Origin of the sequence: Qipengyuania sp. S6317L1, from assembly GCF_023015615.1 — a bacterium.
Lineage (GTDB): Bacteria > Pseudomonadota > Alphaproteobacteria > Sphingomonadales > Sphingomonadaceae > Erythrobacter.
On sequence record NZ_JALKAJ010000005.1, the window covers coordinates 109,549 to 135,491 of the forward strand.

General features: G+C 60.0%; 26 protein-coding genes. 10 read left to right on the top strand and 16 right to left on the bottom strand.

Features of this window, described 5'->3' with window-relative positions; all coding sequences use genetic code 11:
- Positions 1 to 31: 31 nt before the first annotated feature.
- Positions 32 to 2,227 carry a S46 family peptidase gene (locus MWU38_RS12120; protein ID WP_247272075.1) on the bottom strand — a complete coding sequence of 732 codons (2,196 nt, stop codon included), beginning with the start codon at positions 2,225 to 2,227 and terminating at the stop codon, positions 32 to 34.
- 141 nt (positions 2,228 to 2,368) lie between these two features.
- Here MWU38_RS12120 and MWU38_RS12125 point away from each other — a divergent pair, with 141 nt between their 5' ends.
- Together MWU38_RS12125 and MWU38_RS12130 are read left to right on the top strand one after the other, a co-directional pair.
- Complete coding sequence (locus MWU38_RS12125) at positions 2,369 to 3,607, top strand: GTP-binding protein (protein ID WP_247272076.1); 1,239 nt, start codon at positions 2,369 to 2,371, stop codon at positions 3,605 to 3,607.
- 86 nt (positions 3,608 to 3,693) lie between these two features.
- Positions 3,694 to 4,821, top strand: coding sequence for an iron-containing alcohol dehydrogenase (locus MWU38_RS12130; protein WP_247272077.1), 1,128 nt, complete (start codon positions 3,694 to 3,696; stop codon positions 4,819 to 4,821).
- A 3-nt stretch (positions 4,822 to 4,824) separates the two neighbouring features.
- Here the strand turns inward: MWU38_RS12130 and MWU38_RS12135 are convergent, their stop codons facing one another.
- Positions 4,825 to 6,177, bottom strand: a complete 1,353-nt coding sequence (locus tag MWU38_RS12135; RefSeq protein WP_247272078.1) for an alkaline phosphatase PhoX — start codon at positions 6,175 to 6,177, stop codon at positions 4,825 to 4,827.
- 207 nt (positions 6,178 to 6,384) lie between these two features.
- On the opposite strand from MWU38_RS12135, the gene MWU38_RS12140 reads away from it, so the two are divergent.
- Complete coding sequence (locus MWU38_RS12140; RefSeq protein ID WP_247272079.1) at positions 6,385 to 6,738, top strand: MerC domain-containing protein; 354 nt, start codon at positions 6,385 to 6,387, stop codon at positions 6,736 to 6,738.
- The gene (locus MWU38_RS12145; protein ID WP_247272080.1) at positions 6,735 to 7,727 is read left to right on the top strand and encodes an asparaginase; all 993 of its coding nucleotides are present in this window, start codon (positions 6,735 to 6,737) and stop codon (positions 7,725 to 7,727) included. The genes MWU38_RS12140 and MWU38_RS12145 overlap by 4 nt, the downstream gene beginning before the upstream one ends.
- 42 nt (positions 7,728 to 7,769) lie before the next feature.
- On the opposite strand, the gene MWU38_RS12150 is transcribed toward MWU38_RS12145, so the two are convergent.
- The 4 genes from MWU38_RS12150 to fmt are packed head-to-tail and all read right to left on the bottom strand — an operon-like array spanning position 7,770 to position 10,970.
- The gene (locus MWU38_RS12150; protein ID WP_247272081.1) at positions 7,770 to 8,879 is read right to left on the bottom strand and encodes a zinc-binding dehydrogenase; all 1,110 of its coding nucleotides are present in this window, start codon (positions 8,877 to 8,879) and stop codon (positions 7,770 to 7,772) included.
- 23 nt (positions 8,880 to 8,902) lie between these two features.
- Positions 8,903 to 9,301, bottom strand: a complete 399-nt coding sequence (locus MWU38_RS12155; RefSeq protein ID WP_247272082.1) for a hypothetical protein — start codon at positions 9,299 to 9,301, stop codon at positions 8,903 to 8,905.
- Complete coding sequence (gene truA, locus MWU38_RS12160; RefSeq protein ID WP_247272083.1) at positions 9,301 to 10,068, bottom strand: tRNA pseudouridine(38-40) synthase TruA; 768 nt, start codon at positions 10,066 to 10,068, stop codon at positions 9,301 to 9,303. The genes MWU38_RS12155 and truA overlap by 1 nt, the downstream gene beginning before the upstream one ends.
- The gene (fmt, locus tag MWU38_RS12165) at positions 10,065 to 10,970 is read right to left on the bottom strand and encodes a methionyl-tRNA formyltransferase (RefSeq protein WP_247272084.1); all 906 of its coding nucleotides are present in this window, start codon (positions 10,968 to 10,970) and stop codon (positions 10,065 to 10,067) included. Before fmt ends, truA begins: the two co-directional genes overlap by 4 nt.
- Before the next feature lie 53 nt (positions 10,971 to 11,023).
- On the opposite strand from fmt, the gene recR reads away from it, so the two are divergent.
- Positions 11,024 to 11,620 carry a recombination mediator RecR gene (recR, locus tag MWU38_RS12170; RefSeq protein ID WP_247272085.1) on the top strand — a complete coding sequence of 199 codons (597 nt, stop codon included), beginning with the start codon at positions 11,024 to 11,026 and terminating at the stop codon, positions 11,618 to 11,620.
- 89 nt (positions 11,621 to 11,709) lie between these two features.
- Positions 11,710 to 12,282, top strand: a complete 573-nt coding sequence (locus MWU38_RS12175) for a peptide deformylase (RefSeq protein ID WP_247272086.1) — start codon at positions 11,710 to 11,712, stop codon at positions 12,280 to 12,282.
- A 139-nt stretch (positions 12,283 to 12,421) separates the two neighbouring features.
- On the opposite strand, the gene MWU38_RS12180 is transcribed toward MWU38_RS12175, so the two are convergent.
- Positions 12,422 to 12,823, bottom strand: a complete 402-nt coding sequence (locus tag MWU38_RS12180) for a four-helix bundle copper-binding protein (RefSeq protein ID WP_247272087.1) — start codon at positions 12,821 to 12,823, stop codon at positions 12,422 to 12,424.
- A 94-nt stretch (positions 12,824 to 12,917) separates the two neighbouring features.
- On the opposite strand from MWU38_RS12180, the gene rmuC reads away from it, so the two are divergent.
- Positions 12,918 to 14,513 (top strand): DNA recombination protein RmuC, encoded by a 1,596-nt coding sequence (rmuC, locus tag MWU38_RS12185; protein WP_247272088.1) that lies wholly within the window; start codon positions 12,918 to 12,920, stop codon positions 14,511 to 14,513.
- Here the strand turns inward: rmuC and MWU38_RS12190 are convergent, their stop codons facing one another.
- From MWU38_RS12190 to MWU38_RS12220, 7 genes are all read right to left on the bottom strand, one after another.
- Entirely contained in the window at positions 14,514 to 15,314 is an 801-nt protein-coding gene (locus MWU38_RS12190; protein ID WP_247272089.1) for an RNA methyltransferase, read from the bottom strand.
- Between the two features lie 13 nt (positions 15,315 to 15,327).
- The gene (locus MWU38_RS12195; protein WP_247272090.1) at positions 15,328 to 15,606 is read right to left on the bottom strand and encodes an HPr family phosphocarrier protein; all 279 of its coding nucleotides are present in this window, start codon (positions 15,604 to 15,606) and stop codon (positions 15,328 to 15,330) included.
- A 12-nt stretch (positions 15,607 to 15,618) separates the two neighbouring features.
- On the bottom strand, positions 15,619 to 16,065 hold the full coding sequence (locus tag MWU38_RS12200; protein WP_247272091.1) for a PTS sugar transporter subunit IIA: 447 nt from the start codon (positions 16,063 to 16,065) through the stop codon (positions 15,619 to 15,621).
- A 130-nt stretch (positions 16,066 to 16,195) separates the two neighbouring features.
- A complete protein-coding gene (gene rapZ, locus MWU38_RS12205) occupies positions 16,196 to 17,164 on the bottom strand; it encodes an RNase adapter RapZ (RefSeq protein WP_247272092.1) in 969 nt (322 codons plus the stop codon).
- A gap of 55 nt (positions 17,165 to 17,219) precedes the next feature.
- Positions 17,220 to 17,696 carry an HPr kinase/phosphatase C-terminal domain-containing protein gene (locus MWU38_RS12210; RefSeq protein ID WP_247272093.1) on the bottom strand — a complete coding sequence of 159 codons (477 nt, stop codon included), beginning with the start codon at positions 17,694 to 17,696 and terminating at the stop codon, positions 17,220 to 17,222.
- A gap of 22 nt (positions 17,697 to 17,718) precedes the next feature.
- Entirely contained in the window at positions 17,719 to 19,329 is a 1,611-nt protein-coding gene (locus MWU38_RS12215; protein WP_247272094.1) for an ATP-binding protein, read from the bottom strand.
- Complete coding sequence (locus MWU38_RS12220) at positions 19,322 to 20,254, bottom strand: response regulator transcription factor (RefSeq protein WP_348646897.1); 933 nt, start codon at positions 20,252 to 20,254, stop codon at positions 19,322 to 19,324. The genes MWU38_RS12215 and MWU38_RS12220 overlap by 8 nt, the downstream gene beginning before the upstream one ends.
- Before the next feature lie 298 nt (positions 20,255 to 20,552).
- Here MWU38_RS12220 and MWU38_RS12225 point away from each other — a divergent pair, with 298 nt between their 5' ends.
- The gene (locus tag MWU38_RS12225) at positions 20,553 to 22,166 is read left to right on the top strand and encodes a phosphoenolpyruvate carboxykinase (RefSeq protein WP_247272581.1); all 1,614 of its coding nucleotides are present in this window, start codon (positions 20,553 to 20,555) and stop codon (positions 22,164 to 22,166) included.
- A 62-nt stretch (positions 22,167 to 22,228) separates the two neighbouring features.
- On the opposite strand, the gene MWU38_RS12230 is transcribed toward MWU38_RS12225, so the two are convergent.
- A complete protein-coding gene (locus MWU38_RS12230) occupies positions 22,229 to 23,221 on the bottom strand; it encodes an endonuclease/exonuclease/phosphatase family protein (protein ID WP_247272095.1) in 993 nt (330 codons plus the stop codon).
- 118 nt (positions 23,222 to 23,339) lie between these two features.
- Here MWU38_RS12230 and MWU38_RS12235 point away from each other — a divergent pair, with 118 nt between their 5' ends.
- On the top strand, positions 23,340 to 23,696 hold the full coding sequence (locus tag MWU38_RS12235) for a hypothetical protein (protein ID WP_247272096.1): 357 nt from the start codon (positions 23,340 to 23,342) through the stop codon (positions 23,694 to 23,696).
- A 30-nt stretch (positions 23,697 to 23,726) separates the two neighbouring features.
- The gene (locus tag MWU38_RS12240; RefSeq protein ID WP_247272097.1) at positions 23,727 to 24,275 is read left to right on the top strand and encodes a DUF937 domain-containing protein; all 549 of its coding nucleotides are present in this window, start codon (positions 23,727 to 23,729) and stop codon (positions 24,273 to 24,275) included.
- A gap of 7 nt (positions 24,276 to 24,282) precedes the next feature.
- Here the strand turns inward: MWU38_RS12240 and MWU38_RS12245 are convergent, their stop codons facing one another.
- Positions 24,283 to 25,896 (bottom strand): cyclic nucleotide-binding domain-containing thioredoxin-disulfide reductase, encoded by a 1,614-nt coding sequence (locus tag MWU38_RS12245; protein ID WP_247272098.1) that lies wholly within the window; start codon positions 25,894 to 25,896, stop codon positions 24,283 to 24,285.
- Between the last annotated feature and the right edge of the window lie 47 nt (positions 25,897 to 25,943).

Below are 25,943 nucleotides of genomic sequence, written 5' to 3' on the forward strand. Positions count from 1 at the left end.
CAAAAACGCCGAAGCGAAGAAATGGCGGATTTTAGCGAACCACATCCATTTCTTCGATGAGGTTTTCAGCGCCGTCGATCTTTTCCATCACCCACAGCATGTAGCGCGAATCGACATGGATCGAACGCGTGGTGCGCGGGTCGAAATCCCAGTCGGAATTGACGCTTTCAAACGTACCGTCGAACAACAGGCCGACAAGCTCGCCTTGCGCGTTCAGGGTCGCAGAACCGCTGTTGCCGCCGGTCACATCGAGGTCCGACATGAAATTGACCGGAACAGACCCGATCGAATCCAGCTCATAGCCTGCGTATTCCTTGGCTTCGATCGCGTCCAACTGGCTTTGTGGTGAATTAAACGGCTCTTCGCCGGTGTCCTTCTGGGTGATCCCTTCCAGTGTGGTGAAGGGGAGATAGGCCATGCCGTCGAATGGCGAACCGCCCATGACATTGCCGAAAGTGATGCGCAGCGTGGAGTTGGCATCGGGATAGGGCAGGCGGCCATCCTCGCGCTGCCATGCGGTGATCGCTTCCATGTAGGCGGGGCGCAAGGCCAGAGCGCGCCCGGCACGCTCTTCGCTCTCATCCTCAAGGCCGCGCTCGTAATCATAAAGGGCAACGGCAAGTTTTACGAACGGATCATCGCTCGCCTCGAATGTCGCCGCGTCCGCCTCCATCAGCGAAAGGCGTGTCTCGCCATCGCCAAGCTCGGTTTCTTCGTAGAAGGATGAAAGGAGGGCGGGGAGATCTTCAGCCGTCGTCTCATCAGTAAGGCCGAGCGCCTCGTCGAATGCGACCACGCGCTCTTCGGCAGGCTGGGAGAGGTAGCCGGTGAGGAACAACACCCATTCGGCCTTGTCCACGGCCGGGTCATACCGCCGGTCGAGCGCCTGAAGCCCCTGACGGAAGAACGTCATGTCGCGTTCCTGATAACCAGGCTCACGCTCGGCATTGGGAAGCTCGCGTTCTTTCGACAAGCGATAGAGGCGCTGTGCCGCCGACAAAAGGGCAGGGCGCGTGGCGTTGTTGTACCAAAAGTTGGTGCGGTCGGCCGTGGCGCTTTCAACCGAAAGTTCGGAAAGCGCCTCAATCGCAGGCGCATAGTCTGCACGCGCTTCATCTGCGGCGATCCATTCGGCCAAAGCCGCCTCACGCTCGCGGCGGCGTTCAACGAGGCCGACCCGGCGTGCGCCGTCGATCTGGCCGCGCAGGTTTTTCTCGTAATTGTTAAGGCCCGCAAGGCGGCTCTCATACTTCACCCGCGCATCGGACCCTTCGGGCGCGGCGTTCTCGATGGTTTCGATCCAGCTGGTGAGGAGGCCCTGAAACGTCGGATAGGTCCAGCCAAAAGTGTTCTCGACCTCGGCCAGCAAGGTGTAGCGATTGGTCGAGCCGGGGTAGCCTGCGACCATGACAAAATCGCCATCGTCGAGGCCGCCATTCTCCGCGCTCGCAGCGTTCACTTTCAGGTGATGCTCGGGCGCGTAAGGCACGTTGTCCTCACTAAAATCGGCGGCTGACCCGTCGGGCGCGACATAGGCGCGGTAGAAGGCAAAGTCGCCCGTGTGACGCGGCCACTGCCAGTTGTCGATGTCGCCGCCATATTTGCCGATGGAATCAGCGGGCGCATAAACAAGGCGCACATCGCGCACTTCGAGGCGCTTGATCAGGGTATATTCCGCCCCGCCGTAAAAGCTTGCGACGAGACAGCGGAAACCGGCATCGCTTTCACATTCTGCGGTGATGTCCTTGCGGCGCTGTTCAATCGCCTCGTAACGCTTGGACGGCTCCATATCGAGAGTGCCCTCGCGAACGCGGTCCGTCACATCGGTAAGCTGGGTCGTGACATAAATCCGGCTGCCGGGCGCGGCGGGAAGTTCGGCGCCTTTGGTTTCGGCAAGAAAGCCGTTCTCCAGATAGTTGTTCTCGGCGGTGGAATTGTATTGCACCGACCCGCGCGCGCAGTGGTGATTGGTGACCACCAAACCTTCGGGCGAGACAAAACTTGCCGAACACCCGCCAAGCGACACAACCGCGCCCATCGGAAAACCGGTGAGGTCGGTGAGGTTGTCAGGGTCAAGCTCAAGCCCTGCTTCTTCGAGCTGATCAGCGATTTCGGGAAGCTGCCCGGGCGTGAACATCCCCTCTTTGGCCTGCACAGGCGCGGTTGCAAGCGGGGCAAGCGCAGTGCCGAGCAAAAGGGTGAGCGAGAAAAGTTTGGTCGTTTTCATCAATGGTCCTCAAATGTGGGAGGTGATCAATAATTCCACACCTCTTGCTAGGGTCGATTGGTTTCGTGTGCAACCGGACACGGCTTGATGATATGTTATATCATCTGCTAAAGGCTTTCCTGCAACCTGTGGAGGACTGGAATGAACGCCCCGACCAATCAATTTACCGGCACAAAGCTGCCCGTGACCGTGCTCTCCGGCTTTCTGGGAGCGGGTAAGACAACGCTGCTCAATCACATCCTCACCAATCGCGAGGGGAAAAAGGTCGCGGTCATCGTCAACGATATGTCCGAGGTGAATATCGACGCGGACCTCGTTCGCGGGGGCGAGGCGGCCTTGTCGCGTTCCGAAGAGCAATTGGTGGAAATGACCAATGGCTGCATTTGCTGCACGCTGCGCGACGATTTGCTGAAAGAGGTCCGCACGCTCGCCGAGGACGGGCGGTTTGACTATCTCGTGATCGAAAGCACCGGGATTTCGGAGCCTTTGCCGGTCGCTGCCACCTTCTCCTTCCGCGATGAAGAGGGGCAAAGCCTTGGCGATGTGTCCGAAATCGACACGATGGTGACGGTGGTCGATGCGGTGAACCTGCTGGCCGATTATTCCAGCGACGACCTCCTCGCGCATCGCGGCGAGACGGCGGGTGAGGGCGATGATCGCAGTTTGGTCGCGCTACTGGTCGAACAGATCGAGTTTGCCGATGTAGTGATCGTCAACAAGGCGGCAGATGTGAACCCCGAGCAGCTTGCCATGGTCAAGAAGGTTGTCGCCTCGCTCAATGCAGATGCAAGGATCATCGAGGCAAATCACGGCAAAGTGGCGCTCGATGATGTGGTGGGCACCGGTCTCTATGACGAAGAAGCGTCCGAGCAGCACCCCTTGTGGCTTAAAGAACTCTATGACTTTGCAAGCCACCGACCCGAAACCGAGGAGTATGGCGTCGAAAGCTTCGTCTATCGCGCCCGCGCTCCGTTTGATCCGGCCAGGCTTTATGCTTTTCTCACCAGTGATAATCTTGACCGCGTGATCCGCGCAAAAGGGCATTTCTGGACTGCGACACGCACAGAGTATCTGGCGGAACTCGCCATCGCCGGGCACCAGAAAAGCGTGTCGCGCATGGGCCGCTGGTGGGCGGAGGTTCCCAAGAACCAATGGCCTGCCGATGGCACGTTTGAAGAATTTGTCGCGAAGAACTGGGACCGCGTCTGGGGCGACAGGCGGCAGGAAATCGTGTTTATCGGGATCGAGATGGACGAACGCAAAATCCGTGCCGCTCTCGACGCGTGTCTTGTCCCGGCGAGCGAATACACACCCGATGAGTGGGAAGGGATGGAAGACCCTTTCCCCGCCTGGGCAGAGCCGAGCGTGCAATACGCCTGAAGACCCGACAAAACCGGTCAAATCCAGCTTGCAAAGCCTTGCGCGAACCCTCAAGAACCGGCGCGGAGAGAATAGAGGGATTTTACATGAGCATCGCCACACTCACATATCTGACCACCACCCAATTCGGCTTTGGCGCACTTGAGTTGCTGCCCAAGGAAATGGCGAAAGCGGGCATCACCAAGCCTTTTATCGCAACCGACGCCGGACTTGTGAAAGCGGGCATTGTCGATGCCGTAAAATCGGCAATGGGCGGCGAGGCGGTGGTCTTTGACGAGACACCCGGCAACCCGACCGAGGAAGCGGTGAAAAAGGCGCTGGCTCTTTATGAAGCCGAGGGCTGCGACGGCATCATCGCGCTTGGCGGCGGGTCGTCAATGGATCTTGGCAAGGCGGTCGGCCTTCTTGCGGCAAGCGGCGGCCCGCTTGAGCAATATGATCCGCTGCAAGGCGGCGCGCGCAACATCAAGGGCATGACCCCGCTGATCGCCGTTCCCACCACGTCGGGCACGGGCAGCGAGGTTTCGGTCGGCTTTGTGATCATCCTCGAAGACGGGCGAAAGATGACCTTCGCAAGCCCGCTGTTCATCCCCGTGGCCGCGATCTGCGACCCTGAACTGACCATGGGACTGCCGCCGATGATGACGGCGGCGACCGGGATGGATGCGATCACCCACTGCATCGAGGCGTTCTTGACGCCTAACGTCAATCCTCCTGCCGAAGGGGTCGCCTTGGATGGCCTGTGGCGCGGTTATCAGTGGCTGCCAAAAGCGGTTGCCGACGGGTCGGACCGCGATGCGCGCTGGCACATGATGATGGCCTCGACCGAAGGGGCGTTTGCTTTCGTCAAGGGGCTGGGCGCGGTTCACGCGATGAGCCACGCAGCGGGTCGTATCAAGCGAGTGAACCCGCACCACGGCACGCTGAACGCGGTATTCCTTCCCGAAGTGCTGCGCTTTAACCAGGGCGGCTGCGAAGAGAAATACGTGCGCCTGCGTCAAGCCATGGGGCTGGAGCCGGGGGCCGATATCGCTCAGGCAATCGCCGATCTCAATGCGCAAATCGGCATCCCCGCAGGGCTTGGCGAAATGGGCATTGTCGAGGACGACATTGCCGAGATGGTGCAATATTCGCAGGCCGACCTTGCCGCCCGCGGAAACCCGCGCCGTGCGTCCGCCGAAGATTTCGAGGCGATGATCAGAGCGTCAATGTAAGCCTTAAGCGTTCACCCAGGGCCCCGTAATCGCGAGGGTCCGGGTGGGCGCATAGGCGTTTACGAACATCGTCTTGCCATCGGGCGCAAAGCACGCGCCGGCAAGCTCTGTCTGCATCGTCAGCCGGCCAAGGTCATAGGGGCGGCCGTCGGGCGTAATCCCGCGCAAATGATTGTCGACCACATCGGTGTATTGGTCCTCGCACACCACAAGGTGCCCGTTGGGCGCAACGCACAGATTGTCGCCATAGTTGAATTGCTCCTTGCTCTCGCTTTCGAAGAACAATTCGAACCGGTCGGGCGTGCTGCCACCACCCAGCCGCAGGCGGAAAATCTGGCCCAGTCCCTTCGCCCCGCCGCTGGTCGAACAGATGTAAAGCTCGCCTTCGCCCATGTGCAGCCCTTCGCCGCGCGCGATAACCGCTGCACCCTTCGCAGCGGCCCTCGTGCGCAGGTCGTCCTTGGGCGCTTCGACATCGTCGAGGTCGATCCAGCTTACATTGAACTGCTGGCCAAGCGGCATGGTGCTGCCCGACCAGTTGCGCGTGTCGGCAGGGCCGTTTTCAATGACCATCGCCTGAAGCTTGCCGCCTTTTGAAAGGTCGCCTGCGACATTGGGCACGAAGCGATAGAACACGCTGTCATCGCGGTCTTCGGTCTGGAAGACATAGCGCGTGATCGGATCGACACAGGCCGCTTCGTGGTTGAACCGGCCCATCGCTTTCAATGGAACCGGATCGACAAGGCCGGTCGCATTGCCCGGAACCTCAAAGGTCCAGCCGTGGTTGACCGCAAGCCCATCGCCATAGCGTTGGCCCGGACCCGTGGGCGCTTCTTCGCAAGTGAGCCATGAACCCCAAGGCGTCACCCCGCCGGAGCAATTGCGGATCGTCCCGCCAAGGGTGCGGAACTGGCGTTTCACCTCCAGCGTCTGTGCATCGAGCACGATATTGGTCGTCCCGCCCGGCACGATCTCGCCATTGCGCGTGCCGTATCCTTTCGCAATCGGGCCACCTGCATCATCGCTTGGCACAAGCTCGTGATTGCGCACCAGAGCAATCTCGCCATTGCCGATGTCGAGACAACCCATGCCGTCGGCCTTGTCGGGCACTGTCCCGCCGTCGTCCATTGCATCGCCAAGGCTGGAAATCACGCGGTAGGAAAACCCTTGCGGCAGATCGAGCAAGCCATTGGGATCTTTGACGAGCGGACCATAGCCTGAAAAACTTGGCCCTGATGCAGACGCAAGGCCGGCCCCGCGTGTCGTGCACCCGCTCGCCACAAGCGCGGCAAAGGCGCTGCTGGTGGCGGCGAGAAACTGGCGGCGGTTGGCGGCGGTCAATGGCGTGGATTGCATTGCGAAGGGTCCCTTGTTGGTATCCATCTGATATAATCACATCACATGACAATTTCACTGCTTGATTGATGAACTGGGCGAGTTCTGGTCCAGTCTCGAAGCGCGCAACAAGAAAGCCCGTCTCGCGCCCCTTCCAAGTCTTAGTCATTGACGCAAGGGACCATCGCGCTTATCTGCAGCGTCTTAGCGAGGACGATACATTATATCATGGCTACAGCAAAAACAGACCGTGCGGCAACGGCCCTGAGCGGGCTGTGTATATTCCATTGTCTCGCGCTCCCCGTCGCGGCGAGCGCCGCACCGTTTCTGGCCGCCATGGCCGAAGCGGAGTGGGTCCACATCTTCTTTGCAAGCCTTGCCGTAGTGATCTCGGCAAGTGTGCCTTTGCGCGATGCGCGCGCGCGTGCGCTCGCTTTCCTCGCACCTGCGGGGCTGGGCATTGCGTTTCTGCTCGCAGGGGTCTTTGCAACCAGTTTTGGCTCGAATGAGACGCTTCTCACCGTGGTTGGCGGCGTCCTGCTTGCAGCGGCGCATATCCCGCGCATGGTCACCTTCCGTTGATCGCCAGGCTACCAAGGCTCCTCGTCCTTGGCACAGGCGGCACCATCGCAGGCAGCGCGCAGAGCGCAACGGGCGGTTCCTATGCTGCTGGCGAGTTGAGGCTCGACCAATTGCTGAACGATCTCTCGGGTTTGGGGCTTGAGGCTGAACTCGTTGCCAAACCCATCGCGCAGATCGGCTCGCAGGACATGGGCTGGGACGTTTGGGACGTGCTTCATCGCGAGATTTTAGCGGCTCTAAATGATAGCCAAATGGACGGTATTCTCGTCACTCACGGCACCGACACCGCCGAGGAAACCGCCTATCTGCTCGATCTGACGCTGCCTGCTGACAAGCCGGTGGTTCTGGTCGGCGCAATGCGGCCTGCGGGCGCGGTGGGTGCAGATGGTATGCGCAACTTTGCCAATGCGGTGCGCGTGGCGAGCGATCCTGATGCGTGCGGGCGCGGGCCCTTGCTTGTCATGGGCGATGCGGTTTTCGCCGCTAAGGATGTGCGCAAGGCCGCGACCTCCAACATTGATGCCTTCAAGGGCTATCCAAGGGGCCCCATCGCGCGGGTCACGCCGTCCACCCTCGACTGGTTCGGCGGGGCAACCCGTGTGGGCGAGCCTGCGCGTTATGGCTGGCCAGAGACACCGCCACGCGTGGCGATCCTCACCGCAGGGGCGGGGATGGACGCAAAACCTGTCGAGGCGCTGCTTGGCATCGGTTGCAAAGGCATCGTGCTGGCCGGAATGGGGCAGGGCAACGCACCCGGATGCGTGCTCGATGCGTTGAGCGAGGCGGTGAAAAGCGGAGTGCCGGTCGTGCGCTCTGCACGCGTGGACGAAGGGCTGGTCGATCGCAATGTCGAGGTCGATGACGACCGGTACGGCTTTGTCGCGGGAAGGGCGCTCGGCCCTGCCAAGGCGCGGGTGCTTCTGATGGTGCTGATCGCCAACGGCATCACCGATGCGACCGCAATTCAGGCAGCTTTTGACCGCGGCTGAGCAATTGCGGGCCCCCGCAAGACGGGGACCCGCTCTGTTCAATTAGGCCCAGGGCGTGACGAGATATTTCTCGCCGGTCTTCATCTGACGATAATCAAGGATCGCATCCTTGGTCAGCATCTCTTCAAGGTTCACCTTCGCTTTATAGTTTGAGGCAAATGTGGTGGTGAGATTGTCGAGTACGCGTTTACGCATGCGGCCAACCGTTTCCATTCCCGCCTTTTGCAGGAACGGGGTCAGCAGCCAGCCCGAAAGCGTCCAGCCAAAGCCATAGGACGGGGTCAGCACGGTCGGGCTCGTATCGAGACGACCATAGATGAACATGCGCTTTTCCTGATTGGAGCCATAGCGCGAATATTCGGTCATCTTCTTGACGGCGACCTGTTCCATCGCCTTGAACACCGTGTCGGTCGCTTGTCCGCCGCCGATGGGGTCAAAGCCATAGAACGCATCGGTTGCATCAATCGCGGAGCGCAATTGCGCCATGAAATCATCATCAGATGAATTGACGACGTGTTTTGCGCCAAGACCTTTCAGCATTTCGACATGCTCGGCCTTGCGCACGATATTGACGAGCTCGAGGCCGTCTTCTGCACAGATCTTGACCAGCATCTGGCCAAGGTTTGACGCAGCGGCTGTGTGCACGATTGCGTTATGTCGGTCCATCTTGGCATTTTCGGCAAAACCAAGCGCGGTCATCGGGTTCACGAAGGAGCTTGCGCCCTCTTCGCACGAATGATCGCCCAGCGGCAGGCACATCATCGCATCGGCGATGGCATATTGGCTGAACGCATTGCCCGGAACACAGGCAACGCGCTTACCCATGAGCGCCTTGGCCATATCGCTGTCGCCGGTGGCAACCACGGTGCCTGCGCCCTCGTTGCCGGCTGGCAGGCGCTGGTCATGGCGCGCTTTCTGACCCGAATGGAAAGGTTCGGGCATGGTGGCGACGACCTTGCCAGCTGAATATTCCGCATTTTCAAAGTCCGCCGCGCTGGTCAGAATTGCAAGGTCCGACGGGTTGATCGGCGCTGCTTCCATCTTGACCAGAACCTGATTGTCCTTGGGCTCCGGAAAGCTTTCTTCGCTGATCTCGAGGGTCAATTTGCCGTCGCTTGAAAGCGTTGTGAAAAGCTGTTTGCCAGTGGTCATAAATTTCTCTCTCGGTTGTTAAATCAATCGGTTGCGGGTTTGGTATCGCTGTCTGGCTTTTCTCGCGGGGAAAGCTCAAGAATTGTCGCCATCGCCGCCCAAATGGCGAGCGTGGGCTGAAGTTTGGGGACGCGGGTCAATGAAAACCACTCCTCAGCGATTTGTGGCAGGAAAGCAATGGCAATGGCCGTGAAAACAATACTGAATAACGTGTAATCGCTAAGCGCAATCGACTGGATCATCATCACGATGAACGCGCTGATCACGAGCAGTGCGACAAAGTCGAAAATCGGCAGGTTTTCACCGCCTACCAGGACAAAGCCCAGCACCGCACCAAACACGATATTGAGCGCGTTGAGACCAGCGCGATAGTCGCCATCTGCCATGCGCGCCTTGGTGGGAAACTTGTACCATTTGGCCATCAGTCGTCGTGCTCCTGCGGATAGATCGCTTCCACGAAGTAAAGCCCGTGAGGCGGCGCGTTCAACCCTAATTCCGAACGGTCCTTTGCCGCCAGGGCATGGCCGATCTGTGCTTCATCCCACGAACCCTGACCCACCAGTTTCAGGCACCCGACCATGCTCCTGACCTGATGGTGCAAGAAACTGCGCGCCTCGGCATAGATGCGGATTTCGTCGCCCCCGTCGGTTTCAACGCGCTCCACATCGAGGCGGTCCAATGTCTTTACCGGATCGTTGGACTGGCACTGGACCGAGCGGAACGTGGTGAAGTCATGGCGTCCCACAAGGCTTTGTGCAGCGCGGTGCATGGCGTGGTGGTCAAGCGGCTTCGCAACGTGCCAAACCTGCTTCTTGGCAAAGGTCAAGGGCGCACGCCGGTTGCAGATGCGATAGACATATCGGCGCTCAATACAGGAAAACCGCGCGTGCCAGTCATCGGGAACGATTTGAGCGTCGAGGATCGCGATTGGCTCTGGGCGAAGATGCGCATTCAATGCTTCGGAGAGGCGAAAAGGGTCCATGTCCTTTTCAAGATCAACATGGCTGCGCATCCCCAGCGCGTGCACGCCCGCATCGGTGCGGCCTGCTGAATGAAGCACCACCTCTTCGCCGGTGATCCGGTTCAATGCCTCTTCGATCGACTGCTGGACCGATGGTCCCTGCTTTTGCCGCTGAAGCCCGTAAAACGGCGTCCCGTCAAATTCGATGGTGAGCGCGAAACGGGTCACTTGAGCACGGTCCCCGCCTCAACCGGTCGACCGCGCAAGTAATCCTCGCGGCTCATCGCCGGCTTGCCCGCACGTTGGAGTTTCAAGGGACGGATTGCGCCTTCGCCGCAAGCGATAGTGAGTTCAGCGTCGAGGACCTCTCCTGGCTTGCCCGACCCCTTTGCCTCCTGCGCCAACAAGAGCTTCACCCTCTCATCGCCCAGCTCAAACCAGGCGCCGGGGAAGGGCGCCAAGCCAGCCACATGACGCACCAGCTCACCCGCAGGCCGCGCCCAGTCAATCCGCGCCTCGGCCTTGTCGATCTTGGCAGCGTCGGTGGCCTCGGCATCATCCTGAACAACGGGTGGAAAGGCGTCGAGGTTGGCAAGCACCTCCACCATCGCCTCTGCGCCCATGTTGCCGAGTTCCTCAAACAGCTCGCCAGTGGTCTTTGCATCAATGGGCGTGCGCAGAATATGTCGCATGGGGCCGGTATCGAGCCCCGCTTCCATCTGCATGATCGTGACGCCCGTTTCCTCATCCCCGGCCATGATAGCGCGGTGAATGGGCGCCGCTCCCCGCCAGCGAGGCAGGATCGAGGCATGGATATTCAGACATCCGTGGGTGGGGGCATCAAGCACCGCTTGCGGCAGGATCAGCCCATAGGCAGCAACCACCGCAACATCGGCACCAAGCGCAGCAAATTCAGACCTGGCCTCTTCACTGCGCAGCGATTTGGGATGGCGCACTTTGAAGCCCAACTCTTCTGCTTTGGCCTGAACCGGCGACGGGCGCAGCTTCTTGCCCCGGCCCGAACGGCTTGGCGGCTGGGTATAAACACAGGCGATTTCGTGACCCGCCTCGTGAAGAGCCACCAGTGCAGGCACCGCAAAATCCGGCGTTCCCATAAAAACTATGCGCATAAGGCCAAAGCTAAACCTTTGTGAATTGAGCCAAGCGCCCTATCTCTCCCCACATGGCATCGCAAGAGATCGAAGCACTATCCAGCGTATTGGCACGCCTGCCGGGCCTTGGTCCGCGCAGCGCGCGGCGCGCTGTGCTGTGGCTTGTGAAAAACCGCGAACACGCTTTGCCTGACCTGCTTGAGGCATTGGACGGCGTTTCCCAATCGCTCGTTGAATGCGAGATTTGCGGTAATGTCGACACCATCAACCCTTGCGGCATCTGCGCCGACCCCAAACGCGATGCAAAATCGCTATGCGTGGTCGAGGATGTGGCCGACGTTTGGGCGCTTGACCGCGCGCGGCTGTTTCAGGGGCGCTATCATGTGCTCGGCGGCAAGCTTTCGGCGCTCGACGGCATTGGCCCGGAAGACCTCAACATCAAAAGCTTGCTCGAACGCGTTGCACAAAGCGATGTGGACGAAGTTGTGCTCGCGATGAACGCGACGCTCGAAGGGCAGACAACGGCGCATTACCTCGCCGAACGGCTGGAAGAGCACAAGGTGCGCATCACGCAACTGGCGCATGGCCTGCCAGTGGGCGGGGAGCTCGACTACCTCGACGAAGGCACACTTGCACAGGCGCTCAGGGCGCGGCGGCCAGTGGGATAGTGCTGGGATAGGGACCGGGTCAGCCATCCGATCACACTTATTGAACGGTTCAACTTGCAGGGGCCGCTCACCCGCACTAAATCGAACGCATGGCTATCCGCGAAATCATTGAAGTGCCGGACCCCCGGCTCAAACTCGTGTCCGAACCGGTTAAACCCGAAGAGTTCAACGACGAATTGAAAACCCTCGTCGAGGACATGTTTGAAACCATGTACGATGCGCCAGGCATCGGTTTGGCCGCGATCCAGGTCGCGGTGCCCAAGCGTGTGCTCGTCATCGATCTTCAGCCCGAAGACCCCGATGGAGAGCCGGTCGAGTGCGAGCACGACGGACACAAGCACACCCATCCGGCCACCAAGAAAGAGCCGCGGGTATTCATCAATCCGGTGATCACGCCTGAAAGCGAAGAAATGTCGACCTATCAGGAAGGCTGCCTCTCGCTTCCCGAAATCTACGCAGACGTCGATCGGCCAGCCTCGTGCACGGTCGAATATCAGGACCTTGATGGCAACCACCACAAGGAACACCTGACGGGTATGATGGCGACCTGCCTCCAGCACGAGATGGACCACCTCGAAGGCATCGTCTTCATCGACCACCTCTCGCGTCTCAAGCGCAATATGATGCTGAAGAAGCTGAAGAAGATCAGGGCTGCGGCTTAGTTTAGTTTGCGCTCACCCATCCGGGTGAGCGTCCTCGCTAGACGGGCAGGCGAGCTGCCCCCGCTGCGGGCGGGCGCCAAGAGTCTCAGGCGCCCTTGCGGCGCTGCGCGCCGTTTGTGTGCTCAGCCCGCTTTATCGGTCACCCTTCCGCTTTTAGTCCTTCGATTGCTTTGGTCACATCGGCGATAACTTCGTCGCACATCCGTACACAGCGGCGACAATGGGCATCATCGTGCATCGCGCAGTGTTCCTTGCATTCCTCGCACGCGACAATCACGGCAAGACCCATGGCGCGGATGGCCAGCACATTGTGGCCGGTGCGCCGCGAGCCCATGCGATAAAACGCGGTGCAGGCATCGGAGGCATCGAGGCAGCGGCGGATGCAATTGCTGCGATCTTCCTTCACATGGGCAAGGCACGCATCGGCGCATGAATTCATGATCGCCGCGCCATACATCGCGTGCTTGACCGCCTCGCCAAGCTGATCGTTGTAGCCATCACCCACAGAAGGGTGTTCCTGAATCATTTCCTTGATCGACATTACATTCTCCTTTTCCTGACAAAGTGAGCAGGACAGGGGATAGTTCCGAAAAAGAACATTTGCCTCGTTCAATGTTCGATGTATGTTCTTTTACATGGAATTTTCTGCACTCTCAGTTCTTTTGGCGCTCGCGGCGCTTGTCATTGGCGGCCTGATCGGCTGGTTCGTTGCGCGTGGTCCGGTCACCGAAATGCGCGCGCGAGAGCAGGAGGCGCGAGAAAGCGCTTCATCTGCCGAGGCCGAAGTTGGGCGATTGAACACCGATTTGGCTCGGGCTGAAGCTCGGGCTGCGCGCGTGGATGAACTGACGCAGGAACTTGTCGAGGCACGCAAGAAACGTGATGCGCTCTCGGAGCTTTACGGTCCTGCAGAAGAGCGCGCGCAGCGTGTGCCCAAGCTTGAGGAAGAACTCGCTGGACTGCGCGAGAAGTATCGCACGACCGACGTTGAGCTGACGCGCCTGCGCACCGAAAGCGAAGAGCGTGAACGCGCCTTTGCTGAACGGGCGGCGGAAAAAGAGGCTGCCTTCGCAAAAGAATACAAGCGCCTGGTCGAAGCAGAAGAGAAACTTCAGGCCAAATTCGGCGAGATCAGCGAGAAGATGCTCGAAGGTGCACAGGCCCGCTTTCTCGAAGGCGCGCAGACGAAGCTTGCGGCGATGAACAAAGAAAGCATGGCCGAGCTCGACAAACGCGTAGGGCCGGTGGGCGAGACGCTCGAGCGTTATCGCAAGCGTGTCGAAGAAATCGAAAAGAACCGTTCGGAGGCCTGGCATCAATTGCAGGGAGTGATTGGCGAGGTGCGCGCAGGGCAGGAGCGAGTGCTGGACGGCGCAAATCGTATCACAACCACGCTGCAGGGCGCGACCAAGGCGCGCGGTGACTGGGGCGAACTGCAATTCGAAAACCTGCTCGATGCCTGCAATCTGCGCGGCCAGACCGATTTCGCTCGCGAGGTCGGCGTCAAGGATGATGAGGGGCGCGACAAACGGCCCGATGCAATCATCAACATTCCGGGCGGGCGAAAGCTCGTCGTCGATGTGAAGAATGTCTTCAACACCTACAAGCAGGCGAACGAGGCAGAAACTGAGGAAGAGCGCAGCGTCTTGCTGGCGAAGCACGCCAAGGAAGTGCGCGGGCACATTCAGGCGCTATCGGCCAAGCGGTATCAGGACACGGTGGAAGGCTCTGCCGATTTCGTAGTCATGTTCGTGCCGGGCGAGCATGTGCTTTACGCTGCTCTCACGCAGGATGATGGCCTCCTGAACTATGCGCTGGAACGCGGCGTCGTCTTGTCATCCCCGCTCAATTTCATGTCGATAGCACTGACCGTTGCGACGGTGTGGCGGCAGGCGGGCGTGCAGGCCGATGCGCAGGAAATCGCGGCGCTGGGCAAGCAGATTTACGACCGCCTCGCCACGGTGGCCGCACACATCAGCAACGTGCGGCGTGATCTGGGAAAAACAAACAACAGTTTCGACAAGCTGGTCGGTTCGTTTGATACCAACTTGCGTAAAGCTGGCGAACGGTTCGAAGAATTGAGCGTCGATACGAGCGCCAAGGACATGGCCGAAGCGTTACCGCTCAACTCGCAGCCGCGAAAACTGGTAAACTTCGCCGATAATGAGCAGGACGAAGTTGCGAAAACTGCTTCCTCCGCGCTTGAAGAAAGCCAGGACGCGGCGGAGTAGTCAGCTTTCCAGCCCGGCCAGCACTTCGTAAGCCAGCACCGCACCCGCGACGGCTGCATTCAACGAATCCGCGCGGCCTTTCATGGGCATTGTGACGCGCAGGTCGCATTCGGCTTCGTAGCCTTCCGGCAGTCCTTGCGACTCATTGCCAACCATGATGAAGCACGGTGCCTGATAGTCGGCCCCGCGATAGGGTACCGCATCGCGCAAGCTTGCCGCGACCAACTGACCTGAGCCACCCCGCAACCACGGCACAAATTCCTCCCACCGCGCCCGCGCGAGACCTTGCGTGAACAGCGCCCCCATGCTCGCCCGCACGGCTTCGGCGCTGAACGGATCGGCGCAATCGTCGATCAGGATCAGCCCGCCTGCGCCCACGGCATCGCCGGTGCGCAGCATGGTGCCAAGGTTGCCCGGATCGCGAAGGTCCTGTGCGACCAGCCATATTGTCGCCGCGCTCCGGTCAAGCCGCTCAAGCGAGGTGTCGAACTCATCGAATACGCCTACGACGCTCTGCGCGTTCGACTTGCCGGTGATCTTGGAAAGGATGTCGGGCGTCGTTGTTATGACCTCGCCGCCGCGGCTCTCAATCTCGCGCTCAAGCCCTTCGATCAGTGGATGGGGATCGCGTCCTTCGGCCATCACCACAGTGCGCGGCACATAGCCGCTCACCCGCGCATCTTCGAGGAGGCGCAGGCCCTCGACCAGAAACTGGCCGGCCCGCTTGCGCAGCTTCTTCTCGCGAAGAGAGCGCAGAAATTTCACCGTAGGATTGGAAAAACCGGAGATATGCTTGCGCATGTGCGCCTCGTGCTCAGTCTTCGCCAAAGCCGTCTTCGACCAGCGCGACAAGCTCGGCCAGAACCGCCTCGCTGTCGGTGCCGTCGGTGATCACCTCGATCGTGTCGCCCTTGGCAGCGCCCAGCATCATGAGGCCCAGGATCGAGCCGCCAGCGGCCTCATTGCCGTCTTTGGCAACCTTGACCTGCGCGCCTTCCGGCAGAGCCGCAACGGCGCCGACAAACTTGGCACTCGCGCGCGCGTGAAGGCCGCGTTGATTGACGATGGTGACGGTTTGACGCTGTTCCCCCATTGCCCGTACCCCTTAACTTCCGCCGCTCGCAGCGCGCGTCTGTTTGTCCTGGGCAGGCTTGTCAGCGCCGAGAAACTCGCTTGCCACGGTGATGTAATTGCGGCCCGCGATCTGGGCTGCCTCCACCGCTTCGACGACGCTCATATTCTTGCGCGCACCGGCGAGGCGGATAAGCATGGGAAGATTGATCCCCGCGATCACTTCGATGCGTCCTGCATCCAGAAGCGAAATCGCCAGATTGGAAGGGGTCCCGCCGAACAGGTCGGTCAGGATGATAACACCGCGCCCTGCATCGACGGTGCTGATGGCGTCAGAAATGTCGCTGCGGCGTTGTTCCATGTCGTCATTGGGACCAATGCACACGGTTTCGACCGCCGATTGCTCGCCGACGACGTGCTCCATTGCTTCGACAAATTGGTCCGCCAGACGACCATGCGTTACGAGGATCAAACCGATCATGTTTTAGACTTCAGTATGCCTGTACCCGTTGGCCCCTGCCAGGATAGGCTGCCCTTCGTGCGGGGCTGTATCCGGGGCTTTATCCAAGGCTTCCATCCCTAATCCTAACACTGCCATGCAATGCAAGTCCTTAATGCGTATCACGGCCCGGTCCCGTAGTTGGCGTGTCTTCGGTTCCTGTAACAGGTCCCTCGACCGCGTCAGCCACTCGTGAACTCAGATTGCGGTGGCGGACAGTGGGCGAAAAGCCTTCCTCGCGCAAGGCCTTTGCCATGCTGTGCGCGGTGAAGACCGAGCGGTGCTTGCCGCCGGTGCAACCAAAGGCGATGTGGACATAGGCTTTCCCTTGCGCCGCATATCGGGGCAGCACGGTAAGGAGCAGCGTTTTAATCTGCGCAAAGACAGTGTCGAACTCGGGATCCTTGCGGATATGCTCGCCCACCTGCTGGTCGAGCCCGGTCTTGTCGCGCAGTTCCTCGACCCAGTGCGGATTGTCGAGAAAGCGCATGTCGAAGACAAGATCGGCAAGCGGAGGCATCCCGCGCGCAAAGCCGAAACTCGAGATGGTAAGGCTCGGCTCTGCCTGGTGATCCTTGCCAAACAATTCGCGGATGCGGGTTTGCAGATCGTTTGAGGTGAGCTCGCTTGTATCGACCATCACTTCGGCCCAACGGCGCAGCGGCTCAAGCAGTTCGCGTTCGGCCGCAATCCCTTCCTGCACGGTGCGATCCTGGGCCATCGGGTGGCGCCGGCGCGTCTCGTTATAGCGCCGTTCAAGCTCGCTGGTCTTGCAATCGATAAACAGGAAAGTCAGGTCCAGATCATCGCGCAGCGCAAGCTGTTTGATGAGGGTGATGATCTCGTGAGGGACAAAGCCGCGTGTTCGCGAATCAAAACCGATCGCAAGCGGCGCACCGCCATGGCCGGGCTCTCCCACCAACCGGTCGAGCATGCGGACGGGAAAGTTGTCGATCGTCTCCCAGCCCAGATCCTCTAGCACATCAAGCGCGGTCGATTTGCCGGCCCCTGCAAGCCCCGTGACGAACAAGAGCCGCTGGCGCGTGTCGGATGAGGAGGGGGTGGGGGAGCGCGTTGCCATATCTGTTGGCCTATTTGCGACTTTGGCGGGCGAAAGGGAAGGGGGCTTGTGCGGGTTATTGAGGCGGCGAACTGTGATGGGACAGACCGCGGTGCCGATCATGCGGGATGCCAAAGCGGGCAAGCGCCATCTCTGCGCGAAGTGCTGGCGCGATTGTGCCGGGCGTAAAGGCGATGCACGGCACTCGCACTCCCAATATCTCGCGGCTTTGCGCGTCTTCGGGCAGGCGCTCGCCGTCAGTCCCAAGAGACAGCACCAAGGCAAGCGGACACGGGGCGCTCAGCGGCATTTCGAACAGTCCCACGCCGCGCACTTCGATCAGCCCTTCGATATTGGGCGGGGGATTTGCGACAAGACGGTCGCCGTCACGCGTGAGGCGCACCGCATCATCGCCAATCAGCACCGCGCCCCTGTCGATCAGTGCGAGGGCGAGAGAGGATTTGCCGCTCCCCGGCGCGCCCTCGATAGCCAGCGCGACACCGCCGATGGCAACACAGCTTGCCGCAAATATGATCTTGCCCTGATCGCTCATGTCGTCTGTCCGATCCGGCGCGCTACTGCATCGCTGGAATCTGAAGATGGAGGCACGCGCCCGGTTCCCCGTCGGGCCGCTCGCCTGCGGTGAGCGAGCCGTCGTGCGCTTCGGCGATGGTGCGGGCAATCGCAAGTCCAAGCCCTGAATGATTGCCGAAATCCTCGCCATCGGGGCGAACCGAATGGAAACGCTGGAACACTTTTTCGCGTTGGTCGACCGGAATGCCGGGGCCACGGTCGCAGACGGTCAAGGTGACGCAGGTTCCATCATTGTCGATCGTGACATTGATCGGCGCATCGGGGGGCGAGAAAGATACAGCATTGTCGAGCAGGTTTTCGATCACCCGTTCGAGCCGCACCCCCACACCCAGCACCGTGGGGGCAAAGCCGCGAGTGGTAACCTCAATCCCGTGGTCGGCGTTTTCTGAACGGTATTCGCGGCTGCCGATGATTGCCTGCACAAGCTTGGCGAGATCGACCTTCTCGCGCGTTGCGCGGCTCATTTCGGCATCAATCCGGCTTGCATCCGAAATCTCGGTCACCAACCGGTCGATTCGGCGCACGTCATGGGTCGCGATCTGTTCCAGCTCGCGGCGGGTGTCTGCATCGGAAACCTTGGGAAGGCTCTCGACCGCACTGCGCAAGGAAGCGAGCGGGTTCTTGATCTCATGCGCCACATCGGCGGCAAAGCTGTCGACGGCGTCAATCCTCTGGCGCAGGGCCAGCGTCATATCAGAAACCGAGCGGGCAAGCTGGCCGATTTCGTCCTTGCGCTCAGGCAGGCGCGGCACTTCGACCTCGCGCTCGCGCCCCAGGCGCACCTTTTGCGCGGAGCTTGCCAGCAATTGCAGCGGCGAAACGATGGTGCGGGCAAGATACAAGGAGAGCAGCGCAGATGCGCCAAGCACGAGCATAACCGACGTGATCAGGGCCGTGCGCGCAGCCCGCACGCTTTCGGTAATGTCCACCGCATTTCGCACGGTAAGAAGCGTTGCGCCATTGAGGCCCACTGGCGCTGCAGCGGTGATCACCGGTGTCCCATCGACCCAGTCATACAATCGCACCTGGCTCAGCCCTTCTTCGCGCGCCTGCTTGAGTTCGGGCCAGTCATCAGCGGTCTGTCCCTCGGGCTCCACGTAGTCGGTGACAGCGGGCGCCCTTACGATGGTATCGACGGTGCGGTCGAGCCAGCGCGCGACCTCTTGTTCCCAGCTGTCATCGGTCACATCGTCAAATTCGAAGGCGGGCTCTGCCAATGCGAAGCTGTCCGCCCAAAGCCGACCTTCGGCATCGAACATGCGCATGCGCATCCGCTGTTCCAGCCCGATCTGGACCAGCAAGGCCTCCTGCCGTTCGCGGGTCACACCGGCAAGCGCCTCAGCGGAGATCTGCGCCTCGATCCGGGCGAGTTTGAACCGCTCATCAATCAGCTGCGTACGATATGTGTCGAGATAGAACAGCCCCCCCGACAGGATCGCCAGAGGCAGGATATTCACCGCAAGAATGCGCGCGGTGAGCGAAAAACGGGCAAAAAGGTTGGGCCGCTCAGCCGTTTGGATGACGGCTTGCAGGAATGGTTCGGATTTTGTGTCGGCCGCGGTTTCGCCTTGCCTGTCTTGAGCGTCAGCCATCGGTGAAGCTGTAACCTGCGCCATAAAGCGTGTCGATTGCGCTGAATGTGTCATCGACAACGCGGAATTTGCGCCGCATCCGCTTGATATGGCTGTCGACGGTGCGGTCATCGACAAAGACATCGTCGGGGTAGGCGGCGTCCATCAACTGGTTGCGGCTTTTGATGACGCCGGGCCGGGCGGCGAGCGCTTCGAGGATCAGGAACTCGGTGACGGTGAGGCTAACGGGCTTGTCGTCCCAGCGCACATGATGGCGCGAGGGGTCCATGAAAAGCCGCCCGCGGGTGAGGTTTTCCTGAGCGGTGTCGCTTGAGCGAGGCTCTTCGCCCGGCACCCGTTCCGCTGGCTCCTTGCGGCGCAGGATCGCGCGGATGCGGGCTATAAGAAGGCGCAGGGAAAAGGGTTTGGCGATGTAATCATCCGCGCCCAGTTCAAGGCCTGCTTCCTCGTCTGCCTCGTCATCCTTACTGGTGAGGAAAATGACCGGTATATCGGACTGCGCGCGCACAAGGCGCAAAAGCTCCATCCCGTCCATCTTGGGCATTTTGATGTCGAAGACGGCAAGGTCCGGCGGATTTTGCAAAAGCGCTTTCAATGCTGTCTCGCCATCGGAATAAAGCCGGGTGACAAACCCCTCTGCCTGAAGCGCGATGGAGACTGTTGTGAGAATGTTGCGGTCATCATCGACCAAAGCGATCTCTACCGCTTCATCGGAAGGCTGATTTGCCTCGCTTAAGGTTTCGGTATCTTGCAGATCGCCTGCCATATCGGGCCGTCCTTCTTCCAATGGCGCAAGGTCTGGATAGCGGTAAGAGCGAGTAGAAACAATCGCGCGACGCGTTTCCCAGCCGGACAAGGCAACGAAATGGCGCGACAAAATTTGTGGACGGACAAGATAGACGGTTTTGCGGTCAACAATGGGCACAGCTGTGGCAATCAGCCTTGCAATTGCGCTGTTTGATGCAGGTGCAAAACGCGCGCGCACAATCGATGCTGCAATGCGGTACGCCGCACAGGGGTTTGACGACGGTAATCAGCCGCTTTATGCGCAATGCAACCTTCGGGATCAGGTACTCACGGCACGAATCGCAAAGCGCCTCGCGACGCATGGATGCCAAGACGCTTGCCCGGCGGTGCATACGTATGCGCAAAACCGCCCTTGCGCGCCACACTGACGCCCTCGCGAAGACGTCCTAGGAGATTACACGTTGACCTCGTCTGCTATCCCTCTAGCCCAGCCGCTTTCCTCACAAGGGATTGAAACCAAAGCCACAATTCAACCCAACCTTGGCACGTCCGCGCTCGTCGAAGCCGCGATTGCCGGCGGTGAAGGCCAACTGTCCAAGCACGGCGCCCTGGTGGTCAAAACAGGGGCGAAAACAGGGCGCAGCGCGAAGGACAAGTTCATCGTGCGCGACGAAACGACCGAGGACACCGTATGGTGGGGCAAGGTCAATGCGAGCATGACGCCCGAGCATTTCGCCAACCTCAAGGCAGACTTCATGGAAGCGCTTGGCGGTAAAGAGACGCTTTACGTGGCTGACCTGTTTGGTGGTTCACAGCCAGAGCACCGCGTCAATGTGCGCGTGATCAACGAACTTGCTTGGCACAATCTTTTTATCCGCACGCTTTTGGTGCGCCCGACAGCGGATGAGCTTTCCGACTTCGCGCCGGAATACACCATCATCGATCTGCCGACTTTCAAGGCCGATCCAGAGCGCCACGGCTGCAACTCGGAAACGGTGATTGCGGTCAACCTCACAGAGAAACTGATCCTTATCGGCGGCACACGCTATGCAGGCGAAATGAAGAAGTCGGTCTTCGGCATCCTCAATTACCTGCTCCCGACCAAGGGCGTCATGCCGATGCACTGCTCGGCCAATATCAGCGCCGATGGCAAAACGGCGGTGTTCTTCGGCCTGTCCGGTACGGGCAAGACCACCCTTTCCGCAGACGCATCGCGCACGCTCATCGGCGATGATGAGCACGGTTGGTCCGATACGGCTGTCTTCAACTTCGAAGGCGGCTGCTATGCCAAGATGATCAACCTGTCCGAAGAGGCCGAGCCGGAGATTTATGCCACCACCCGCATGTTCGGCACCGTTCTTGAAAATGTGGTCATGGACGAGCAAACCCGCGAGCTTGATTTCGACGACAACACGCTCGCCGAAAACACCCGCGGCGCATATCCGATCCACTTCATCCCGAACACATCCGAGAAAAACCTTGGCCCCGCGCCAAGCAATGTCGTGATGTTGACTGCCGATGCGTTCGGCGTTCTGCCTCCGATCGCGCGCCTTACGCCCGATCAGGCGATGTATCACTTCCTGTCTGGCTACACCGCGAAAGTGGCGGGCACCGAAATCGGTGTGACCGAGCCGGAGGCGACATTCTCGACCTGTTTTGGCGCGCCGTTCATGCCGCGTCACCCGAGCGTTTACGGAAACCTCCTGAAAGAACGCATCGCGAAGGGCGGCGTTCAATGCTGGCTGCTCAACACCGGCTGGACCGGTGGCAAGTATGGCGTTGGCAACCGGATGCCGATCAAGGCGACCCGCGCGCTTCTGAACGCGGCGCTCGATGGCAAGATGGACGATGTCGAATTCCGCAAGGATCCAAACTTCGGCTTCGATGTGCCAGTGAGCGTCCCTGCGCTTGCAGAAGCGGGCATCGACCAAACCATTCTCGACCCGCGCAGCACGTGGGACGACAAGGGCGAATACGATGCGACCGCGCAAAAGCTGGTTCAATTGTTCATCGACAACTTTGCCGAGTTCGAGGCCCATGTCGACGAAGGCGTGCGCAAGGCAGCGCCTGCCAGCGTGGTCGCAGCCTAAGGCTTAATCAATTTCCGAGCTGGAGAGGGGAGCCCCGTCTGGAGCACTTGCAAAAGAGTGCATCAGGCGGGGTTCTTGTTTGGCGTCTCGATTTTCTTGTCGAGGCAAAACTGGCCTAGCACGGCGCGGTGGTCTGATCCGTTGGCGGGCAAGACTTGGAAGTCGCGCACCTTGATGTCGCCGTTGACCATGATCTGATCGAGAGGCCAGCCAAAGAAAGGCGCAAACGAGGGAAAGGTGGGATAAGTGCCTCTGCCGATGCGCGGGTCTTTCCAATCGCCAATTTCGCGAAAGGATGTGGTGGTGGTCGACCAGGGCACATCGTTAAAATCGCCCATTGCAACCGCGCCTGCATAATTGCGGCCGTTCTCCGTGGCGGCGCGCTTGATACTGCGATCGCGTTGTGTCGTATCCTGCCCCGGCAACGGCGCCTTGGGATGCAGCCCTACAAATTGCACTGCCGAACTTTCGTTGGCTTGCAACAGTGCAAAGACACTGGGCGTGTCCTCACCCGGTTTTTCAAGAACGTCGGCGTTGAGCACCGGCAATTGGCTGGCGAACACCTTGCCAAAGGTGTCGGATTGCGGGTGGGTGAGTGAAAAGCGATAGTCGCCCAGCACCGGTTTCAGCGCTTCTGCCCAGTCATCGTCCACTTCGGTCAAAAACACCACATCAGGCTGTAATTCGCGCATCTGCGCAATCAGCCGGTCGTAGTTTGTGTTCTTCATCTTTACGTTCGCCGAATAGACGGTGAAGCATTGTTCCTGCGGGTGATCGGATGCGATCTCCATCTGGGCAGGGGCAAGCTGGACGTAAGGCCACACCATGACAAAGTTGATGAGCGTTGCTGCCACAAACATCGAGGCGGCAAGCACGCGGTGCGATTTCAAAAATATTACGGTTAAAAGTGCCAATGCGATGAACACATATCCAGCAGGTTCGCGGACAAAGCCAACGGCGCGCACCGCCCAGAAATCGCTGGGGTAGATCGGGATAATTGCAGAGGCGAGGGCAAGCCCGCCAGCGATAAGGGCTATAATGGTGCGTTTGTTCATCGCTTTTGCGGGTCGATCATTGGACAGGTTCCTGAAAATTGGCGGGACATTTCTTTACTTTCGCAATCCCTGGCATGGGTTTAGGTTCCCTGCCTGACTCGCGAATAGGAGAAGCGGCATGAGTTTGCTCGATGGAATTTTGAAAAATATCGGTGGTGCACCCGACGACGTTACCAATCTGGCCCAGAAGGTCGGGATCGACCCCGCCATGGCTGAAAAAGCGATCGCCGTGCTCGGCCAGACGCACCAGATGGAAGGCGACACCGTGGAACTTGCATCGGCCAAGACCGGCCTTGATGCAGGCGTGCTGAGCCAGTTGGTCGAACAGATCGGCGGCGAGGGTTCGCTCACCCATTTCGCAGAAGCGATCAAGAACGATCCGTCCTCGCTTATGGGCCTGCTTGACCGCGATGGCGACGGCAACCCGCTCAACGATATCGCCGATATCGCAAGCGGTCTGTTCGGCAAGAAATAACACGATAACCGAAAAAAGAAGGGGAAGCCGATGAGCCTTGCAGCCATGCTTCAGCAAACGGGCGCGATTTCGTCGATGGCGCGCGAGCTTGGAATTGACGAAGGGACCGCGAAAACCGCCGCAGGCGCGCTTTTGCCGGCGATTGTAGCTGGCATGGGGCGCAGCGCCACCGGCGGCAATACGACGCCCGATCCGCTTGGCGGGCTCGGCGGCCTTGCGGGCGCCCTGCTCGGCGGGAGCAGCGCGCAAGGCGGTGCCGGAGCAGGTTTGGGCGGGCTCATCGGCGCAGGGCTGCTTGACGCGGTCCTCGGCTCGGCTCCTACCCCTACTCAGCCGGGTAATGACATCCTTGGCAACATCTTTGGCAGCAAGGATGTGAGCCGCTCTGTCGCTGGCGAAGTGGCTGGCCTGACCGGTCTCGATGAAGGGATGCTCAAAAAGATGCTTCCCATACTCGCCATGGCGGTGGCTGGCTATATGGCCAAACAGGCCGGGGCAGGAGCAGGTGGTGGCCAACAGGGCGGCGGCGCGCTTGGCGGGATACTTGGTTCAATCGTCGGCGGGATGATGCAGCGCTGATGCAGCGTTAATCCAGCGCGTCGAGATAGGTCCATATCCGGCTCACCACGACTGACCCTTCGCCAACCGCGCTGGCGACCCGCTTGACCGAGCCCGAGCGCACATCGCCCACGGCAAAGATACCATCGGTGCTGGTTTCAAACGGGCTTTCGCGGTCCGCCGGTGCGCCGGTGATAACGAACCCTTTGTCATCGGTGCCCACCAGTCCGCTGAGCCATTCGGTATTGGGCGCAGCGCCAATCATGATGAACAAGGCGCGCGTATCGATCCGTCGCTTTTGATCGGGCGTCGTAACGGTCACGCCCTCCAGCCAATCGTCACCGTGCAAACCGGTGACGGTGGTGTTGTAGTGAATGGTAATCCTGGGATCGGCTTCGAGCCGCTGCGAGAGATAGCGCGACATGGATGCCGCCAGACTATCCGAGCGCACGACCAGATGAACGTGCGCGGCGCTGCGGCTCAGGTGCATGGCCGCTTGCCCGGCTGAATTGCCCCCGCCGATCACCACCGCTTCGGTGCGCTTGCAAAAGCGCGCCTCCATTTCGGTGGCGGAGTAGAAGATGCCTGCGCCTTCCAATTGCTCCAGCCTTTCGAGCGGCAAGCGGCGGTATTGGACCCCGGTGCTGACAAGGACAGCCTTGGCGCAAATTTCATCGTCATCGTCTAGCTGTGCGCAAAAGCTGCCGTCCTCGCGCCGTTCCAGCCCGACCACGCGGCGCGGCATGACGAAGCGTGTGCCGAACTTCATCGCCTGAATCTGTCCACGCCACGTCAGATCCGTGCCGCTGATCCCGGTGGGAAATCCCATGTAGTTTTCGATCCGGCTCGACGTGCCCGCTTGCCCGCCAACGGCCGTGTCCTCGATCACCAGCGCCTCGAGCCCCTCGCTGCCGGCATAGACCGCCGCCGCAACGCCCGCTGGCCCGCCGCCAACGATAAGGAGGTCGAAATCACGCTGCGAACAGATGTCGAGATCAAGGCCCAGGAACTGTGCGACCTTGCGCGGGCTGGGATCGTCGAGCTTGGTGTCTGTCCCGACAATTACGCCGGGTTCGTTGCTCACGATGCTGCACGCCTCAAGCGTTTCGTTGTCGCCTGCATCCATATCGTAGCTGGAGAAGGGGATGCGGTTGCGCGACAGAAAGCGTTCAACCGCCTGCACCTTGGCATCGCGGTCTGCCCCGATGATTTTGACCGAGCCATTGGAATGCTCGAACTGCTTGCGCCTGCGTGCGGAAAAAACGGTCAGGATATGGTCGGAAAGCTCGGGCACACGGCTCATCAGTTCGAGCATGTCGGTGCGCGGCGCTTCGATTACACGCGTCTCGCACGTGGTGCGCATCTTCAAGTAATGCGCGCCGCGATTGAGGAAGCCGATTTCGCCCATGAACTGGGTCGGACCAAGCGATGCTTCCATCAAGCGTTCGCCGGTGTGGTGGTCCACGACCTCGATCTCGCCATCGAGGACATAGACAAAGGTGTCCATCCGGTCGCCAATTTCGGCAACCACGTGGCCGGCAGGATAGGTCTTTTCCTCGCCGATCTCGCAAATCGCATCGACGTGAGATTGGGCGAGCGGCACACGGCGCATCGTCTCAAGATCATTGCCGAGATGTTCCACAAAGTGCCTCCTGTCGATTCTTGAGCGTTGCTCACCTTAATGGAGCG

Bases quoted from the DNA above. Each gene is read 5' to 3' on its own strand.
- MWU38_RS12120 (WP_247272075.1), bottom strand. From the start codon at position 2,227: ATGAAAACGACCAAACTTTTCTCGCTCACCCTTTTGCTCGGCACTGCG.
- MWU38_RS12125 (WP_247272076.1), top strand. From the start codon at position 2,369: ATGAACGCCCCGACCAATCAATTTACCGGCACAAAGCTGCCCGTGACC.
- MWU38_RS12130 (WP_247272077.1), top strand. From the start codon at position 3,694: ATGAGCATCGCCACACTCACATATCTGACCACCACCCAATTCGGCTTT.
- MWU38_RS12135 (WP_247272078.1), bottom strand. From the start codon at position 6,177: ATGCAATCCACGCCATTGACCGCCGCCAACCGCCGCCAGTTTCTCGCC.
- MWU38_RS12140 (WP_247272079.1), top strand. From the start codon at position 6,385: ATGGCTACAGCAAAAACAGACCGTGCGGCAACGGCCCTGAGCGGGCTG.
- MWU38_RS12150 (WP_247272081.1), bottom strand. From the start codon at position 8,879: ATGACCACTGGCAAACAGCTTTTCACAACGCTTTCAAGCGACGGCAAA.
- MWU38_RS12155 (WP_247272082.1), bottom strand. From the start codon at position 9,301: ATGGCCAAATGGTACAAGTTTCCCACCAAGGCGCGCATGGCAGATGGC.
- fmt (WP_247272084.1), bottom strand. From the start codon at position 10,970: ATGCGCATAGTTTTTATGGGAACGCCGGATTTTGCGGTGCCTGCACTG.
- recR (WP_247272085.1), top strand. From the start codon at position 11,024: ATGGCATCGCAAGAGATCGAAGCACTATCCAGCGTATTGGCACGCCTG.
- MWU38_RS12175 (WP_247272086.1), top strand. From the start codon at position 11,710: ATGGCTATCCGCGAAATCATTGAAGTGCCGGACCCCCGGCTCAAACTC.
- MWU38_RS12180 (WP_247272087.1), bottom strand. From the start codon at position 12,823: ATGTCGATCAAGGAAATGATTCAGGAACACCCTTCTGTGGGTGATGGC.
- rmuC (WP_247272088.1), top strand. From the start codon at position 12,918: ATGGAATTTTCTGCACTCTCAGTTCTTTTGGCGCTCGCGGCGCTTGTC.
- MWU38_RS12190 (WP_247272089.1), bottom strand. From the start codon at position 15,314: ATGCGCAAGCATATCTCCGGTTTTTCCAATCCTACGGTGAAATTTCTG.
- MWU38_RS12195 (WP_247272090.1), bottom strand. From the start codon at position 15,606: ATGGGGGAACAGCGTCAAACCGTCACCATCGTCAATCAACGCGGCCTT.
- MWU38_RS12200 (WP_247272091.1), bottom strand. From the start codon at position 16,065: ATGATCGGTTTGATCCTCGTAACGCATGGTCGTCTGGCGGACCAATTT.
- rapZ (WP_247272092.1), bottom strand. From the start codon at position 17,164: ATGGCAACGCGCTCCCCCACCCCCTCCTCATCCGACACGCGCCAGCGG.
- MWU38_RS12210 (WP_247272093.1), bottom strand. From the start codon at position 17,696: ATGAGCGATCAGGGCAAGATCATATTTGCGGCAAGCTGTGTTGCCATC.
- MWU38_RS12215 (WP_247272094.1), bottom strand. From the start codon at position 19,329: ATGGCTGACGCTCAAGACAGGCAAGGCGAAACCGCGGCCGACACAAAA.
- MWU38_RS12230 (WP_247272095.1), bottom strand. From the start codon at position 23,221: ATGAACAAACGCACCATTATAGCCCTTATCGCTGGCGGGCTTGCCCTC.
- MWU38_RS12235 (WP_247272096.1), top strand. From the start codon at position 23,340: ATGAGTTTGCTCGATGGAATTTTGAAAAATATCGGTGGTGCACCCGAC.
- MWU38_RS12240 (WP_247272097.1), top strand. From the start codon at position 23,727: ATGAGCCTTGCAGCCATGCTTCAGCAAACGGGCGCGATTTCGTCGATG.